This window comes from Mucilaginibacter sp. UR6-11 (genome assembly GCF_020880695.1).
Classification (GTDB): domain Bacteria; phylum Bacteroidota; class Bacteroidia; order Sphingobacteriales; family Sphingobacteriaceae; genus Mucilaginibacter.
In genome coordinates this window covers 124,379-141,407 of record NZ_JAJIWO010000007.1, presented here as the reverse complement: position 1 = coordinate 141,407, position 17,029 = coordinate 124,379, and the positions used below count along the sequence as shown (strand labels likewise).

13 protein-coding genes are annotated in these 17,029 nt (G+C 43.4%); 10 read left to right on the top strand and 3 right to left on the bottom strand.

The features are described 5' to 3' along the window. Positions 1-56 precede the first annotated feature (56 nt). Complete coding sequence (locus LJ658_RS16135) at positions 57-641, bottom strand: RNA polymerase sigma-70 factor (RefSeq protein ID WP_230547567.1); 585 nt, start codon at positions 639-641, stop codon at positions 57-59. A gap of 470 nt (positions 642-1,111) precedes the next feature. Here LJ658_RS16135 and LJ658_RS16130 point away from each other — a divergent pair, with 470 nt between their 5' ends. From LJ658_RS16130 to LJ658_RS16095, 8 genes are all read left to right on the top strand, one after another. Then, on the top strand, positions 1,112-1,687 hold the full coding sequence (locus tag LJ658_RS16130) for an RNA polymerase sigma factor (RefSeq protein ID WP_230547566.1): 576 nt from the start codon (positions 1,112-1,114) through the stop codon (positions 1,685-1,687). 123 nt (positions 1,688-1,810) lie between these two features. Further along, positions 1,811-2,980 carry a FecR family protein gene (locus tag LJ658_RS16125; protein WP_230547565.1) on the top strand — a complete coding sequence of 390 codons (1,170 nt, stop codon included), beginning with the start codon at positions 1,811-1,813 and terminating at the stop codon, positions 2,978-2,980. A 184-nt stretch (positions 2,981-3,164) separates the two neighbouring features. Continuing rightward, positions 3,165-6,596: a SusC/RagA family TonB-linked outer membrane protein gene (locus LJ658_RS16120; RefSeq protein ID WP_230547564.1), complete on the top strand. Its 3,432-nt coding sequence runs from the start codon at positions 3,165-3,167 to the stop codon at positions 6,594-6,596. A 9-nt stretch (positions 6,597-6,605) separates the two neighbouring features. After that, positions 6,606-8,084 carry a RagB/SusD family nutrient uptake outer membrane protein gene (locus tag LJ658_RS16115; protein ID WP_230547563.1) on the top strand — a complete coding sequence of 493 codons (1,479 nt, stop codon included), beginning with the start codon at positions 6,606-6,608 and terminating at the stop codon, positions 8,082-8,084. Positions 8,085-8,096: 12 nt separating this feature from the next. Continuing rightward, on the top strand, positions 8,097-8,954 hold the full coding sequence (locus LJ658_RS16110; RefSeq protein WP_230547562.1) for a DUF4843 domain-containing protein: 858 nt from the start codon (positions 8,097-8,099) through the stop codon (positions 8,952-8,954). 16 nt (positions 8,955-8,970) lie between these two features. Then, entirely contained in the window at positions 8,971-10,383 is a 1,413-nt protein-coding gene (locus LJ658_RS16105; RefSeq protein WP_230547561.1) for a PKD-like family lipoprotein, read from the top strand. Between the two features lie 31 nt (positions 10,384-10,414). Further along, positions 10,415-11,551, top strand: coding sequence for a TlpA disulfide reductase family protein (locus LJ658_RS16100; RefSeq protein WP_230547560.1), 1,137 nt, complete (start codon positions 10,415-10,417; stop codon positions 11,549-11,551). A gap of 2 nt (positions 11,552-11,553) precedes the next feature. Further along, a complete protein-coding gene (locus tag LJ658_RS16095) occupies positions 11,554-13,152 on the top strand; it encodes a trypsin-like peptidase domain-containing protein (protein ID WP_230547559.1) in 1,599 nt (532 codons plus the stop codon). A gap of 399 nt (positions 13,153-13,551) precedes the next feature. Here the strand turns inward: LJ658_RS16095 and LJ658_RS16090 are convergent, their stop codons facing one another. Continuing rightward, the gene (locus LJ658_RS16090; RefSeq protein ID WP_230547654.1) at positions 13,552-14,241 is read right to left on the bottom strand and encodes a DUF4932 domain-containing protein; all 690 of its coding nucleotides are present in this window, start codon (positions 14,239-14,241) and stop codon (positions 13,552-13,554) included. Further along, a complete protein-coding gene (locus tag LJ658_RS16085) occupies positions 14,231-14,608 on the bottom strand; it encodes a DUF4932 domain-containing protein (protein WP_230547558.1) in 378 nt (125 codons plus the stop codon). The genes LJ658_RS16090 and LJ658_RS16085 overlap by 11 nt, the downstream gene beginning before the upstream one ends. 192 nt (positions 14,609-14,800) lie before the next feature. On the opposite strand from LJ658_RS16085, the gene LJ658_RS16080 reads away from it, so the two are divergent. Together LJ658_RS16080 and LJ658_RS16075 are read left to right on the top strand one after the other, a co-directional pair. Next, entirely contained in the window at positions 14,801-15,859 is a 1,059-nt protein-coding gene (locus tag LJ658_RS16080) for a sensor histidine kinase (RefSeq protein ID WP_230547557.1), read from the top strand. After that, on the top strand, positions 15,856-16,575 hold the full coding sequence (locus LJ658_RS16075; protein ID WP_230547556.1) for a LytTR family DNA-binding domain-containing protein: 720 nt from the start codon (positions 15,856-15,858) through the stop codon (positions 16,573-16,575). The genes LJ658_RS16080 and LJ658_RS16075 overlap by 4 nt, the downstream gene beginning before the upstream one ends. Positions 16,576-17,029: the final 454 nt, after the last annotated feature.

Sequence of the window (17,029 nt, the reverse complement as noted above, 5' to 3'; positions counted from 1 at the left end):
TGCTGAACACAGTTTAGTACCATATAAAAATGATTTTTTTAATAGAATAAAACGTACTAAGAGAGGCACCAATAAATCAGTGCAGAAACAGATAAAAGTGTCAATGACTGCCTTAAATGCTTCAATGCAACAGTTAGTTGATTTTTTACTGTTTGTTCAGAAAGCTGCAGCTTAACAGCGATTTCAGAGATACTTAAATTTTCTTCGCGGCTGAGTTGATAGATCTCTTTTACTCTGGGGGATAATTCGTCAATTGCTTTGCCGATCTGCTGTTTTAATTCTTTCGCGGCGATCTGTTGTTCAATCTCATCTGCAAATGTTGTTTGTAAAGCAAGTGTCAGCTCTGCGTAGGCTTCGCTTGTGATGTTTTTCCTGATCTTATCAACGATGCGATAGCGAACCAGGGTAAATAAATAAGCTTCTAAATTTCTATCAATTTTTAACAGCTTTCTTTGTTCCCAAAACTTCACAAATACGTCATGAATAATATCCCGCGCTTCTTCAAGATCGTATAACCTGGAGCTTGCAAAGCTGGCTAATTTTGCGGCGTAACGACGATAAATTTCGGTAAAAGCAGCTTCATCATCTTCTTTCAATAGATCTACCAGGTGCAGATCGGTTAAAGAATCGTGTTTAGTCATTTATTAATAGAATTACCGCTGGCCAAATGTAATGCAATTTTATCGGTTTGGACAAGTGGCTCCAGGTCCTGGCGGTCAGGCAGAGAAAATCCAAATATTAAGGGCTAAATAACTATCAGAGATGATTGCGAATGGTACCAGCCTATATCAAGCACGACTAAGATTGGTTTGAAGGTGCCTAAAATCAAACAAGCCGACACAAGTCTGCTTGTTTGCAATTTGTTTCCTATCACGTATGTTTTTCGAAGCAATTTTCAGATTAATTACTTCGTCAACCAATATATAGTGAAGCTTTTAGATCGCTGCCAGTATGCTATAGCCGCGATTAGGAAATTCTGATTGAAAGTTTTCGCCTTCCCGTAATTTGGTCTGTATGCAAGTCACAGGTTTTATTTTAATTTTTTTTGCTATTTTGGTAGATCGCAAACTGGTTGCCAAGCCTGATTATAAGAGAGAAGAAAGTTGATTGGATGGATAAAGTATTGTTAACAGGAATAACTGATCAGGAACTACTGGAATGGCTCGCCCAGGGCAGCCGGCAAGCTTTTGACGCTTTGTATACCCGTTACTGGAAACAGGTACTCAATCAGGCTTACAAACGATTGAGCGATACCGACGCTGCGCAGGATATAACCCAAGAGGTTTTTTTTCAGCTTTGGAAAAGAGAATCGGGCGATGTTATTGACAACTTGCCGGCGTATTTATTTGTTGCTGTTCGTAATGCCGTGTTTAAACATTTGGAAAAGGAAAGTAAATATGAGTCGCTTTCTGATGTTGTTTTTGAGATAGAAACGCTGCATGCCGGTGCCGATAGCAATTTGCTTTACAACGAATTTCTTCAATCATTTGCCCAGCTAATTGATAGCCTGCCGCTCCAGCAGCGCATTATATTTCGTTTACGTTACGATGATGGTCTCAACACCCAACAGATTGCTGACCAATTGCAATTATCGGTAAAAACTGTCCGTAATCATTTGGGCCGTGCCTTGGCTACCTGTCGTGAATCGCTTTTATTTGCTTTACTTTTTTTTCTTCTCCGCCGCTGATCTGATTGAGTGGTTTGGCGACTTGTGTCTTTTTTTAACCAACTTTTAACATTTTTTTAAAAAAAAATTAAAGTGACTGGGCTTTTTGAAATTTTTCGGATCATTTAGTTATAAAAGCTTAACATGAAAGATATAGACAAGCAATATTTCCGTCAAATGCTGATTCGATACCGCAAAGGTATTGCCTCAGTGGAGGAAATTAAGTTGTTAGAATCATTTTACGATCTGTTTGACGTCAACGACGACCTGATTACAGACGATAACGAAGAAATGTTCTGGGATTTACAGCAGCGCATGAAATATAACCTTAATGCACGCATAACTAAGGAAACAATCAGACCAAACCGCTTTATATATCGCCGTTTGTTATTACGGCTCTCGGCTGCTGCTGCGTTATTTTTACTAATCGGCGGTAGCATTTGGGTTTTTCGTAAACCGATTGATCGGGCTGCCTTTGATCTTAAGGCCAAGAACAGCATTAGGCCCGGCGGTAATCGCGCCACATTGCAACTGGCCAATGGCTCAAAAATTGATCTGAGCACTGCAAATAATGGTGTCATTGCCAAACAAGCCGGCATCTTTATTCATAAAAACGCGCAGGGGCTTATTGTATACACTCTTGGTGCGAATCACAAAATCCATGGTTTAACCGGACAAAATACTATTTCTACCCCTAAAGGCGGCCAATACCAGGTTGTATTGCCAGACGGTACGCAGGTAACGTTAAACGCAGCTTCTTCAATAACCTATCCCGTAGTTTTTAACGGTGGCGAACGTTTGGTGCGCCTAACCGGCGAAGCCTATTTTGAAGTGGCTAAAGATAGATTGCATCCTTTCAAAGTTAATTCTGGATCGCAAACGGTAACCGTATTGGGTACTCATTTTAATATAAATGCCTATGATAACGAAGCTACAGTTAAAACTACTTTACTTGAAGGCTTGGTTGACGTAACAGCAGGCAGTGCCGAAACTAAAATAACGCCCGGGCAGCAAACCATTCTTAACGCTGACGGACAACTTTCAAAAAAGAGTGTTGACATTGATAAAGAAGTTGCCTGGAAGAATGGCTTGTTTTCTTTTGCTGGCGATGATCTTAAAACCATTATGCGGCAAGTTGCCCGCTGGTATGATGTTGATGTGAGCTATAATGGCAATTTACCTGACGAGAAGTTTTACGGTGAGATAACACGTTCCAGCAGACTGGCAGATGTGCTCCGCATCATGGAACTCAATAACGTCCATTTTGACATTAATGGCCGGCACCTGACAGCTACTTACACGTCCGGCAAATAAAGAACTACTAATTAATAATTAACTAAACTATTAACCAATTAAACTATAAACTATGCAGAAACTCGACTAGAACTTTTCAGGAAATAAAAAAGCCGGGGCATTTGGCGTGCCGCCGGCTGTAAAAAGGTTAGCAGCCAATGTTGACACTTTGCTGCTTTTTAATCACCTCATTCTTTTCAAAAATATGAAATTAATTTTTCTTTGCCGCTCTGTGTTTTTTTCAGAGGCGACGAAGCGCAAAACTTATGTAGTTATGAAGTTGACTACCATCTTGTTACTGATAGGCGCCCTCCAGCTTTCTGCGGCGGGTTTTGCCCAAACGGTGACTATTTCAAGGCATAACGCCTCCCTCGAAACCTTGTTTAAGGACATCAAAAAGCAAACCGGCTATACTTTCTTTTATACTGGTAAAATCAATGTCCGCCAAACGCAGGACGTTGATTTGAAAAACGCAACGATAGCTGAAGCTATGCGGACTTGTTTGCAGCAACTGGCATTAGATTTTACCATTGTAGACAAAACTGTGGTTATTAGTCCGGCTAAACCAGCAAAGGCAGAAAAACCTGTGCCTGTTTCTGTTATTGCCGCGCCTTTGATCATCCAGGGTAAAATTATTGATAGCGCTTCGCGCGAGCCTTTGATCGGCGTGAACATCAGTGTTAAAAATAAGCCCATACATGTGCAAACGAATGCCAATGGCGATTTCGGGCTGGCCGCCAATGCGGGTGATGTGTTGGTGATTAGCTATATCGGTTACAATACTAAGGAAATAACCGTGATTGATAACAAGCCCTTGGTTATCCAACTGTCCATCCGCAGTAACCATGTAAATGATGTGGTAGTAACTGGTTACCAGGTTATTAAAAGAGATAATTATACCGGCTCTGCAGTTACCATTAGTGGTGATGACCTGCGCAGGGTTAACCCGCAAAGCGTCATTAAAAGTATTGCCACTTTTGATCCGTCATTCCGTATCGCTGATAATAACATATTAGGCTCAAACCCTAACGCGTTGCCAAAAATCACGGTGCGTGGTTCAACAACCCTGCCCTCTGTAAATGGAGCAATCATTAATCGTAATGACTTGTCAAGCAGTTATAACCAGCCTGTGTTTATCCTTGATGGGTTCGAAGTTTCGCTGGAGAAGGTGGTCGACATGGACATTAACCGCATCGCTTCCATCAATATTTTAAAGGACGCCGCCGCCACCGCTGTTTATGGTTCAAAAGCCGCCAACGGGGTAATTGTAATTACCACCCGCGCACCAGCACCCGGCAAATTACAGCTAACCTATAACTCCGAACTGCGAGTTCAAGCCCCGGATTTGACCGGTTACCATGTTTTGAACGCGTCCGACAAGTTGCAATATGAAAAGTTAGCCGGATTGTACAGCACAGTAAACAACACGGCCAATTCGCAAGATCAGCTTGATCAGGAATATTATAGCAAGCTGCGTAACGTAGTAAGTGGTGTTAATAGCTACTGGTTATCGCAACCGCTGCAAAATGCCTACGGCATGAAGCATTCCATTTATGCAGAAGGCGGTGACACTACTTTCCGTTACGGTATTGACCTTCGTTATGAAACCTCACCCGGGGTAATGAAAGGCTCGGGCCGTGACAGGTATACCGGTGGCATGAGCTTCTTCTATAATCCAACCAGGAGTTTGTTGGTTAAGAACGAAGTAACAGTTAGCCAAATCAAGTCGAGGAATTCTGAATATGGCGACTTTTCGACCTACGTGTCTATGAACCCTTACTACCCGATACGAGACGCTAATGGAAATTATATCCGCGAAATTGCAAACTGGCGGGTAGACACGCATGCCAAAGGCCCTGATCAGATCAAAAATGAACCAGTTTATAACCCTTTGTTTGAGTCTACATTGGGTAGTTTTGACCGCTCTGCCTATCTGGAGTTCCAGGATAACTTTTCTGCCGACTGGAAAATACTTCCGGGCTTACGGTTAATCGGCCTTTTTAGTGTTATCAATACCAAAAGTACTTCTGACAAGTTCGTGTCGCCTTTAAGTAATAGCTTTTATTTCGGGCCAACTTCTGATATTCAAAATCGCGGCAGCTATGATTATTCCGCAGATAACTTGCTGACACTGAACGGTAACATAAAGCTGGTTTACAATAAGCAACTGGGCGACCATTCTATTAACGCGGTACTAAACTCGCAGGTATATACTTCGAACGAGGATTATAAAGGTTTTCAGGCCCGTGGTTTTTCTAACGACCGTTTTACCAATATAGGTTTCGCGCGTACGTATACTCCAAATAGCTCGCCAGACGGGAATGTTTATACTACACGTACCATATCGCAATTCTTTACCGCTAACTACGCTTACAGGAACAAATATTTGCTGGACGCGACATTAAGTGCCAACGGATCATCAGCCTTCGGTGCTAATCAGCGTATAGCGCCGTTCTGGGCCGGTGGTATAGGCTGGAACGCGCATTACGAGGATTTCATAAAAAATAATCTTTCTTCCGTATCGCGTTTAAAGCTGACTTTCACTACCGGATTAACCGGATCGGTAAACTTCCCGCCGTCATTGGCAAACACCACTTACAACTACCAGTCTGATTGGTATTCAACGGGCGTGGGTGCCGTAGTCAACGCTTATGGTAATCAAGACCTGAAATGGCAAAAGACCACTAATTATGATTACTCATTAGAGTTGGGATTATTCAAAGATCGCGTAGTTATCAATCCGCACTATTACTACAAATTAACCAAAGGATTGGTGAACAGCGTCAATATCGCGCCATCAACCGGTTTTGCAACGTATGATGCCAACCTGGGCGATATGAGCAATAAAGGGTATGAGTTATATGTAACTGTAAACGCTTACAGAACCCAGGATGTTAACATTAATTTTATTGGTAACCTGGCCCACAATAAAAATACCATTGTAAAGATATCAAACGCATTAAAAGCTTATAACGATGCTGTAAATAACTACCAGAGCAACGCTGATAACAAGGCTCAGGGTATTCCCTTATTGCATTACCAGGAAGGGCAATCGTTGTATACCATCTGGGGTGTAAAATCTATGGGTATCGATCCGGAAAATGGTAAAGAAATTTTAGTGAAACGTGATGGCTCACTTACTTACGACTGGAACGCAGTTGATGAGCAGCCTATTGGTAATATGGAGCCAAAAGCCGAAGGTTTTGTTGGTAGCAATATTACGTTTAAACAGTTTTTACTGAGTTTTCAATTTCATTACAAGTTTGGCGGACAAGTATTTAATCAAACATTGATTGATAGGGTGGAGAACGCAGATCCAAGATTTAATGTTGACAGCCGTGTGTTGACCGAACGCTGGCAAAAGCCGGGCGACAAGGCCTTATATAAAAACGTTGCCGACCTGGGCACTTCATATGCTACTTCCCGTTTCGTACAGCGCGAAAACACTATCGATCTGCCTTCGGTAACCTTGTCTTACGAGGTTAAGAAAACCTTTGCCAAAAAAATAGGCATGCATTCATTACGTGCGACATTAACTGTTAACGATGCCTTCTATAGCTCTACCATACAGCAGGAGCGGGGTATCCAATATCCTTATGCCCGCAGTTTAACCGGTTCAATACAGGCAACTTTTTAATAATCTGACATGAAAAAAATATTTTACATAGCCATTTTAATCGCCTTAACATCCTGCAACAAGTTCCTGGATGTTAAACCCGCCTCGCAGATCGATAAAACCGATCTTTTTCAAACTGAACAGGGTTTTGAAGAGGCGCTTAACGGTATTTACAGTTTGTGTTCATCTACCTCACTGTATGGTGCAAACCTTACATTTATGAACGATATTCTGTCGCAGAACTACCAGTTCAATGATATTGTTCTGCAACAGACCGCTAATTTTAACTATACGCTGCCATCTGTAGTAAGTAAAAACTACGACACCTGGAGTACTGCTTACCGCGCTATAGCCAATTGCAATTATCTTTTGGCATCTGTTGATGACCAAAAAGTTGGTTTTAACGGTAAAAACCGCGAATTAATAAAAGGAGAGACCCTGGCATTGCGCGCTTATCTGCATTTCGATTTGCTGCGGATGTTTGCCCCGTCGTATTTAACGGGCGCAAATCAAACCGGCATCCCGTATGTTACCAGGGTAACCACTAAAAGCACACCTAATTCAACCGTAAAACAAGCTATTGATTCGTTAATTACTGATTTAAAAGCGGCAAAAGCGTTATTGAAAGCTGATCCTATCTCGTCTGGTGGTTATATCGTTGGTTATCCACCGGTTGGTAACCCGCCGTCTAACAATTCAACTGAACTGGCTTCGAATGATCTGTTTATGCAGAACCGTCGTCATCGCTTAAATTATTATGCGGTTTGCGGCGAACTGGCGCGGGTTTATTTATACGAAGGCGACAATGTAAATGCACTAAGCAACGCATTGGAAGTTATTAACGCGAAAAAATTTCCGTTTACCAAGCAGGATGACTTCTTTGCAAGCGATATAACCAAACGCGACCGTATTTTTTATCCTGAACTGGTAGCTGCCTGGTTTATTGATACCCAAAATGAAATTAATTTTCTGCAGGACCGGTATACCAGTTCAGACCCTAAGTATAGCGCGACTGTTGACCAGGTAGCTGATATCTACGAAATAGGTGGAGATGGAGCTGATGACTGGCGATACAAACAGTGGTTCGTGTCTACCGCCTCAGTTTCTGGTGGTGCTAACCGTGCCATACTGCAAAAATATGTCAAGAATGGTTCGCAGGCAAACCTGCATCCATTGGTTGCCCCGGCGATAAGGTTAAGTGAAATGTATTACATAGCTGCCGAAGCAAGCTTTGATACCAACCCTACAGCTGCCTTAGATTATTATAACACCATCCGCGCTAAACGGGGTATTGGTAATACTTTAACCACGGTACCTGCAAAGGACGCTTTTATAACCCGCTTGCTGGCCGAGGCGCGTAAAGAGTTTTATGGTGAGAACCAGTTGTTTTATATGTACAAACGATTAAATCACGGTGTGGTTGTATCGTCTACTCAAACAACCCCGCCATCAAACAACATCTTCGTGTTCCCAAAACCGCAGGATGAACTTACTTACCGTAACAACTAATTGAATAGTGAAATGAAAATTTATAAGATACTCTTAGCTATAGGCGGCGTAATTGCGCTGGCAGGCTGTAAAAAAGAAAATCTGATTACCTATAGCTCGCCCGACGGTAAAGATAATATCTACCTGGGTACGGCAGTTACCGATACGACGGCGTTTACTTACACCTTTGCCTATTCGCCCGCTCAATTGCGCGACACGGTTTGGGTAAAGGTGACCACATCAGGCGAGCGTGTTCATCAGCCACGTAATTTCATATTGGCGGCCGACCCGAAGAAAACAACAGCTGTGTCTGCATTGCACTATGAGGCGCTTAAAGCCAGCTATACTATGCCGGCAGACTCGGGCATAGTGCACGTACCCGTGATATTGCTTAATACCGATACCGCTTTACAAAATAAAACGGTAAAAATTACTTTAGTAGTAAGCGGAGGCGCTGGTTTCAGCACCAACTTGCCTATTGAGGTACGAAGCAAACAAATTACTTTTTCAAACCGCCTGGAAAAACCGGTTTGGTGGAACTATTGGGGACAGCTAGGTAATTACAGCCGCGTTAAGCATCAGCTGTTTCTGATCTCGTCAGGTACACGCGACCTGGTAGAACTTAATGGAGCCGTTGATCCTAACTATTTTCTGCATATTCCGCGTTGCCTGTATTATATCAACAATGTGCATGAGTTTTTGCAGGACCCTTTCACTTGGATTCAGCAAAATCCAAGTGCTGGCTACAAGCTAACCAAGCGCAGTGACAATACCGGCGATTACGATCTGTATAATGTTAACGCGCCTGATAAGAAATATTGGCTTAAGTATTTTGCTTCGGTTAACAAACTCATTTTCATTGATGAAAATGGTAATCAAATCATCATTTAATTAAGAAACCAGCACAATGAAAAATAAACTTTTTTTTCTGTTGACCCTTGTCATTGCGGCACTTGGCGCCTGTAAAAAAGACCTGGGCAATTACAATTACAATCCACCCAGCGAACCGGTTGTTACCGCATTCAAGGATTCTACCTTTCAAGCTTTGGTAGGCGATACCCTAACTTTAGCGCCTAAAGTTACTATTGAAGGAGCCAATTATTTGAAAGATCTGACCTATCAGTGGGATATTTACGTAGCCGAAGAAGCGCGGGCAGATACTTATACCGGTTACCCGCTTAAAATTGTTTACAATCTTTCGCCCCAGGTACGCGATGCCAAACTGACCATCACCGATAAACGTAACGGCATTAAATATTTCTTTCCGTTTAAGATTTTGGGCGGCACTCAATTTTCGGCGGGTACCACTGTACTGAGTGTGGACAATGGGGTAACAAAATTGTCCTTTATCAAACCGAATAAAACTATTTTAGCTAACCTGTATCGGTCTTTGAATGGTGAGGATCTGCCGGCTAATCCAACGCAGTTATTTCCAAAGCCCTTTGCTTATCAGCCAGGAACGGTTGAAAATTACTGGGTTATCGCTCAGGATGCTGCTCACCAAAGTGTGGTTATTGATGGAAATACCATGCTGCGTAAAAACTATTTTAACGCGCAGTTTTTTACGCCGCCGTCTCCATTGAATTTAGGCTACTTCGAGGCCTCAACCGGTTCACCTTCGGGCGTAGTTAACGGAAAGCTTTATTTGGCAGTTACCAGCACCGCGCCTTTTGCGCCTGATTTTGGAAAGTTCTCCAGCGCGCAATCCGGCAATTACACTTTATCGAATTTTTATACCCATGGGCCAAGCTATTTCTTTGGCTTTGATCCTGCCGCGCAATCCTTCATCAGCTTTGACGGCGGTGGCAATTACATGGGTAATGATTTTGCTTTTGACGGTACTGCTTTTGACCCTAAACATTTGGGTACAGGTAGTCTGGTATTTATGCAGGCGCAGTCGGGTCAGTCATATGCTTACATTAAAGGGGCCGACGGTGATATCTATGAGTTGTCTTTCTACCTTGATATGGATAATTATGACGCGCGTGCCATTCATGTATACGGGAAACGTGTATTTAAAGGCGCTTCGTTGGTAACATCAGATACAAAATGGCAAAAATCAACCGTGGACATATTCTACTTTACTTCGGCCGATAAGATTTACCGCTATAATCCGCTTAACCAGGATCTGCGCACGCTAGACGCCAATTTTAACGGGCAAAAAGTGACTATGATTAAGTTAAGCGCTGACGGTAACACGCTTACTGCAGGCACCACCGGTACTTTGTACACACTGGATGTCAGTGTAAGTAAAAACGGAAATATTACAAAAACAATCACCGGCATACCAGGCGCGCCCGTCGATGTAGTTATTCACTAAAAACACTATCACTAAAAACAATTATATCAATATGAAAACGATAATAAATAGCCTTTTATTAACAGCAGTTAGCATAATGGCTGTGGCACAAACGCCAAAATCAGGTTATACTGTTAACGGGCAAATAGGTAGCCTTAACGGAGCCAAGGTTTACCTGAGTTTTATGACCGATGGCCATGATCATACAGATTCTGCCACATTGGTAAACGGTGCTTTTAAATTCACCGGGCACATGAACCCTTATAGCTCAGTACGCATGGCGATTGACCATAAAGGTGTTGGCCGTGAAATTGCCACTCGTGGCGGCGACGTGATCTATTTCCATTTTGGCGATGAAACATTAAATATTTCTTCTAAAGATTCTCTTGCGAACGCGCAGATGACGGGTTCAAAAACTTATGACGAATATGCGGCTTATGCCAAAGCGGTAGGGCCTATGCCATGGGATATTGATAAGATCTCGAATGCAGAGATAGCGGCAGCACCCGAGTTAGTACAAGACACAGCTTTTACAAACCAGGTAGCACGCCACCACTATCAAATGATAGCTGATTTTCAAAAAAAGAACCTGGAGTTTGCCAAAACGCATCCGGCCTCATACTTCGCGCCGGTAGCGCTGTTCGGTACCGCGGCTAACGATAAGACCGTAACCATAGCCGAGCAGATTTTCAAAACTTTTACTCCGGATATCCAGGCAACTGAGAATGGTAAAACCATCCAGGGGTTTATCGATGCACATTACCGCCTGAAGATTGGCGGCGCCGCGCCGGCTTTCACGCAGGTAGATCCGGCGGGTAAACCTGTTTCGCTTTCGGCTTATAAAGGTAAGGTGGTATTGATCGACTTCTGGGCAAGCTGGTGCTCGCCTTGCCGCCAGGAGATCCCGAACCTGGTGACCCAATATAAAAGGTACAAAGACAAGGGATTCGAGATTTTATCCGTGTCATTAGACAATAGCCGCAATAACTGGCTTAAAGCCATACAACAGGAAGGCATGCCTTGGGCGCAGGTATGTGACCTGAATGGTCAGAATAACAGCGTTGCCCGTCTTTATGGCGTTTCTGCCATCCCTGCGACATTCCTGGTTGACCGTAACGGTAACCTCATACAGACGGGTTTGCGTGGCGAGGACCTGAACAAGAAACTTGGCGAATTATTCAAAGATTAAGGATGACTCGACCCTATTGTTTATTTATTGCCCTTGTGCTGCTGGTATCATGGATACCGCAGCGCACAGTGGCGCAAAACCTGCAGTCGGCGATCCAAAAAACGATAGCCAAAGTAAAGCCGGCCTGTGTCAGGCTATGGGGATTTGATACGCTGCAGCAAGTACGCACCAGCGCACAATTTAGTGCAGTAGTGGTTAAAGATAATTATATACTGACCGCAGCTCACGTCACTATACCAGGCAACACCTACAAAGTAATGTTTCCTGATGGCCGTGAAGCAATTGCTATTGCACTGGGTAAGATCGAACTAGCTGACGACAAGACCAGACCCGATGTCGCTCTGATGAAAATACTAAAAGGCAATTGGCCACAAGTTGAAACAGGCAGTTCTGCAGCGCTTCAAAAACTACAACCCTGCCTGAGTATTGCTTATCCCGAAAGTTTAAATCAAACACAACCAACTGTGCGTTTGGGCAAAGTTACTGATCCGTTAAATAGCAGGGGTTTTATCCATTCTACCTGCCTAATGGAGCCGGGTGATTCGGGCGGCCCGTTATTTGATCTCGCCGGCAAACTTATTGGCCTGCACAGCGCCATTGAGGTGCCCGAAGCTGATAATTATGATATACCGATTGATCTTTATCAAAAATACCGGGCCGCGCTGCAACAGCCGGTTGTATACCATAACTGGCCTGAAACAGTGTCAAATATTAAGCCTAGGAAAGCCTTGCCGGCCTTAACTGACCAGCCAAAAGCCGGTAACTATGAAGGTGCATGTGTGAAACTCAACAGCCGTCTTGATGTTAAATCACAAGTGGTAATGGGTACTGTATTTTCATACAAGGGGCAAACCCTTATTGTGTCCAAAAGTTCGCTGATAGGCAACTCGGTGATGATGGGCCAAACACCGGTTAGCATCATTGCCCGCGATCTAAATACCGACCTGGTATTACTGCGCCCTGCCGCAACTCTGAAAGGCGGCATTAAGCTTGAAGGGACTGATAGTAATATTCAAGCGGGCAGTTTTTTGTTCGCCCCATTAGCTGACACATCGACAATTTCGGGCATCATAAGTGGCGGTCCGCTTGATTTGCCTAAGACCAATAGCGCCGGATTTCTCGGTGCCACACCCATGCACAATAGCAGCCCGGCTAAAGTTTATTTCGTTAGGGCAGGTTCGCCCGCGGCATTGAATGAAATTAAAACAGGCGATATAGTTACTATGCTAAACGGAGCGTCAATAACTGATGCCGACGCATTTGCGGATGTTATGTCTAAATCCTGGCCCGGCGATACGCTGAAAATAAAACTTAAAAGAGGAGCAGAGGAAATCGAAAAAACAATTATTTTGACTTACCCGCCCGATATCATACACGATCATCCGGCTGAACACTTTGCGGGTGGAAAAAGTCGCCGCCGCGACGGTTTTAGGCAGATCTACACGAGTGACTTGATTTTAAAGCCTGGGCAATGCGGTGGGCCCATTTTCGACGCACGACGTCATTTTTGCGGCCTAAATATTGCACGGTATAGCCGCGCAAACAGTTTGTTAATCAAGGCTGCCGATGTTAAGCAATTTATTCTAATGGTCATAAAATAGTATTGGAAGCGATAAACAAAAGCATAAATACCTACCACATTCTGCTTTTTGGATTTTAAGAAGTTCGGACGCTTACCTCCGTTCTCTTCTAAACTGGATAATTGTGTTAAAACCGTATTGATTTGTTTCCCGGGTATTAAATTTAAGACATCATAGGACTCATGATACTTTACTAACAAGGAACGGCAGACTGATCAGCCTGCCGTTCCTTGTTAGTTCTAATGACTAACCACCGCCTTTGGCGGTAGGTCAGGGGTGGAGGCTATAATGTCCTGATTTTCCTTCACTTATATTTACAAATCACGGTACTGTTACATATTTGTCGCAGTCTTCCGCGCATAGGGAACCTCGTGTTACACTCAAATACTGATTCCAATTATTAATAAGGCAGAGCACAAATCAGTTTTTTACAGGATAGTTTTTCTTCAGAAACTTCAATATCTCCGGGAAAAACTCTTCAAATGATTTGTACTTGTGTGAGGTGAGATATTTATCGTAAATATATGGCTCCAGATCGGCGACGTAGATAAAATCGCTGGCCGTTTCGCGGGCTACCTGCCGCTTAAACTGGCGGTCGGTGCGGTACTTTTTGTACAACGCGCCTACTATTGATCGTACCACATTCTCGTTCAAACAATAGGTCCAATTGCTGATGTTGTTGCGCTGCATGCCCTCGTCCTGTTTGTTGAAAAGGTAGCTTAGCGCGTCTATTTCGTTTTTGTATTTGGCAAAAAGGTGGTCCAGGTAAATGTGGCTCCCCTCGTGCCATACCAGATTCTCGAAACCTTTAAACTCAAATATAGGGTCAACATCCATTAAACCATCGCGCTTAAAAAAGCCCGTATTGTAAACCACCCAGTTGGCAAATTGCGGGTTGATGGTTTTGGTATCGATTGCATGCGACCCCCAGCTGTTCAGTGGGTCGATACATACATACCACTTCACATCTGAATGATATTTGTAAAAATCTTCCAACTTATCCACCAGTTTGCCCGAGTCAACCCTGGCCTTAAGTTCATCGCCCCATTTATTGTAGTGCTCCTGGTGCTGCTGAAAGAAATTCCAGAAATGGGTAACGTTAAAAAAAATCCTTACATAGCTTAATGTATTCCAGCGTATTCTCCTTACCGTAATATTTGTACCAGCTCAATTCGGCAGGTTCATAGATCTTGATGTTGGGGAAATCGCTCATGCACCAGCCGAGTTCTACTAAGTCGGTATAGGTTTTATCAAACGATGCCACCTTTTTTACGGCCGGGTGATCTTTGTATTTTTCAAAATAGGCCAGGGCTTCTTTAGTGTAGGCCGATGGATTTGGCTGCGGATACTTACCGGCCAGTATTTGTATAATGGTTAATAGTTCCACGCCCGGATGTACGGTTATCTTCAGTTTATCCTGGCAAAAACCCACTAAGGGAAGCAAGGCAGTGAACCAGATGAGTAATAATTTTTTCATTGCGATAATTTTTTTGATGATGCTAAACTGGATAAGCACCGGCGCAATAACAATTACGATTGACCAACCCCTGAAATTTATTGACGAACAGGTACGGAGGTGGGCTTGTTGAAAAAATCCCGTTCATCACTAAAAATTGCCTGTTGGTGTATTTATGGCCCGCGAATAAAAACACCATGCTATATTTAACCAATGAAGCGGAAGCATATTATCTTTTTACATGTGGCGGTGTGGGTTTTGCTTATCCTTAACCATACTGTTCCGCTTTTTCTGCATAATGCATTCCATTCTTTTAAAGAACAGCCGCATACCACCGGTTTATTTATCAAATACTGCTTAACCGAGGTTGGTTTTTGCAGCATCACGGCACTTTGTTTTTACAGCAATTACCTGTTCGTTGCGCCGCAACTGTTTGTAAAGCGCAACTATTTCAAGGCGGCATTGTACATTGTATTGATACTGCTGGCCCTGATCGGCTGGCGTTATATTGTTGAGTTTTGGTTTTTTAAACCGGTGCTGGGGTTTGATAACTACGGTGGAAGGCCGGTAACTGCCGAATATTATATCAGCAATATATTTTACTACTACTTCCCAGCCTACTTTGTTTACGGGATCATCTACTTTTTTGCCGAGAACTGGTACCGCACCAAACAGCGCGAACAGGAACTGCAAAAAGAACAAGCAGCGGCCGAACTGACCTTTCTGCGATCGCAGATTAACCCACATTTTTTGTTCAACAGCATTAACGATATCTATGCGCTCACTCATCAGCATTCCGACCAGGCGCCTGTGGCCCTGTTAAAACTATCGGAAATATTGCGCTACATGCAGCGCGAAGGCAATGCCGACCTGATGCCTCTGCAAAGCGAAATTAAATACCTGGAGAACGTGATAGAATTGCAGTGCATCAGCGCCAAGGGCAACGCCTATATTGATCTTGCTGTAGGGGGCTATATCGGCAGCCAGCAAATTGCCACCTTACTGTTCATCTCTTTTGTAGAGAATGCCTTTAAACACGGCATCCTTACCGACCCCGCTAACCCTGTGCAAATGCATTTACAGGCTACTAATGACAAAGTGCGCTTCGACATCCGGAACAAAAAGAATAACTACCAGAAAGACAAGCTCGGCGGCATTGGCCTCAGCAATGTGCGCCGCAGGTTGTTGCTGATGTACCCCGGTAAGCATAACTTAGTAATTAATGAGGATGCCGGGTTTTACACCGTTAATTTAGAATTGCAGTTAACATGAACCAGCTCCGTTGCCTAATTATAGACGATAAGCCACTGGCAATTGACATCCTGGCCGACCACGCTGGCAAGATACCTTTCCTGCAATTAGTGGGTACCACTACCAATCCCATAGAGGGCCTGCAAATGGTGCGCGAGCAAAACATCGACCTGGTTTTTCTCGATATCCAAATGCCCGAACTGACAGGCCTGCAATTCATAAAGATAGCGGGTAAACAATGCAAGATCATCCTCACCACTGCATATGCCGAATATGCTTTGGATGGGTACGAACATGATGTAGTTGATTACCTGCTGAAACCCATCCCGTTCGAGCGCTTTTACCGTGCGGCCGAGAAAGCATTGCATGTTATTGTTCCGGGTAGCCGGGCAGCAACGCCGGTTGTTCCACAGGCAGAACCATCGCCCGAATTCCTGTTTATAAAAACCGAACACCGCATACAAAAGGTAGATTTGAAGGATATCCGGTTTATTGAGGGGCTGCAAAACTACATTGCCATCACTACCTCTAACGGTAAAATATTAAGCCTTCAAACGCTGAAGAAATTAGAGGAACAATTGCCTGATAAGGAGTTTGTCCGGGTGCATAAATCCTTCATTGTGGCGCTGCGGCATATCAGTTCAATCGAGCGGGGGCGCATCAACATCGGCGACCAAATGCTTCCTGTGGGGGATCGCTACAGAGATCGGTTTTATAGGATGGTTGAGAAGATTTAAATTAAAAGGCTGTTACGTTTTTTTGTTTTTTAAAATTGGAGACCATGCTTAAATCGCATCAAAATGGCCACATTATTGAAAAAAAAAGCCCCGCAGACATGCGGGGCCTAAGCTCCCGACAGTGGCGTTTTTTCGAACCAATTTATTGAAAAATTGCGACGAGTTGGAAATTTGGGAGATAATAATGCGACATTTGGAAATACGTATTCGTTTTAATCGAAATTTTTAATTTATATCTTAGTAAAAGATAAAGCTCACCGGCCTTAAAGTTAGCTACTTCATAACCTCGTCTTTTGATTATCGTAGAAATAACATCGTCAATAAAGTTTTCGTCAGTTTGAGACTTGACCTTAATCAAAAATGCTCCACGCAATGGCATAACGCAACAAAGCGTCCCGGTTCTCACCCGCGACGCTTCAATTGAAAAATCAATCATTAACTATCAAACTGATTC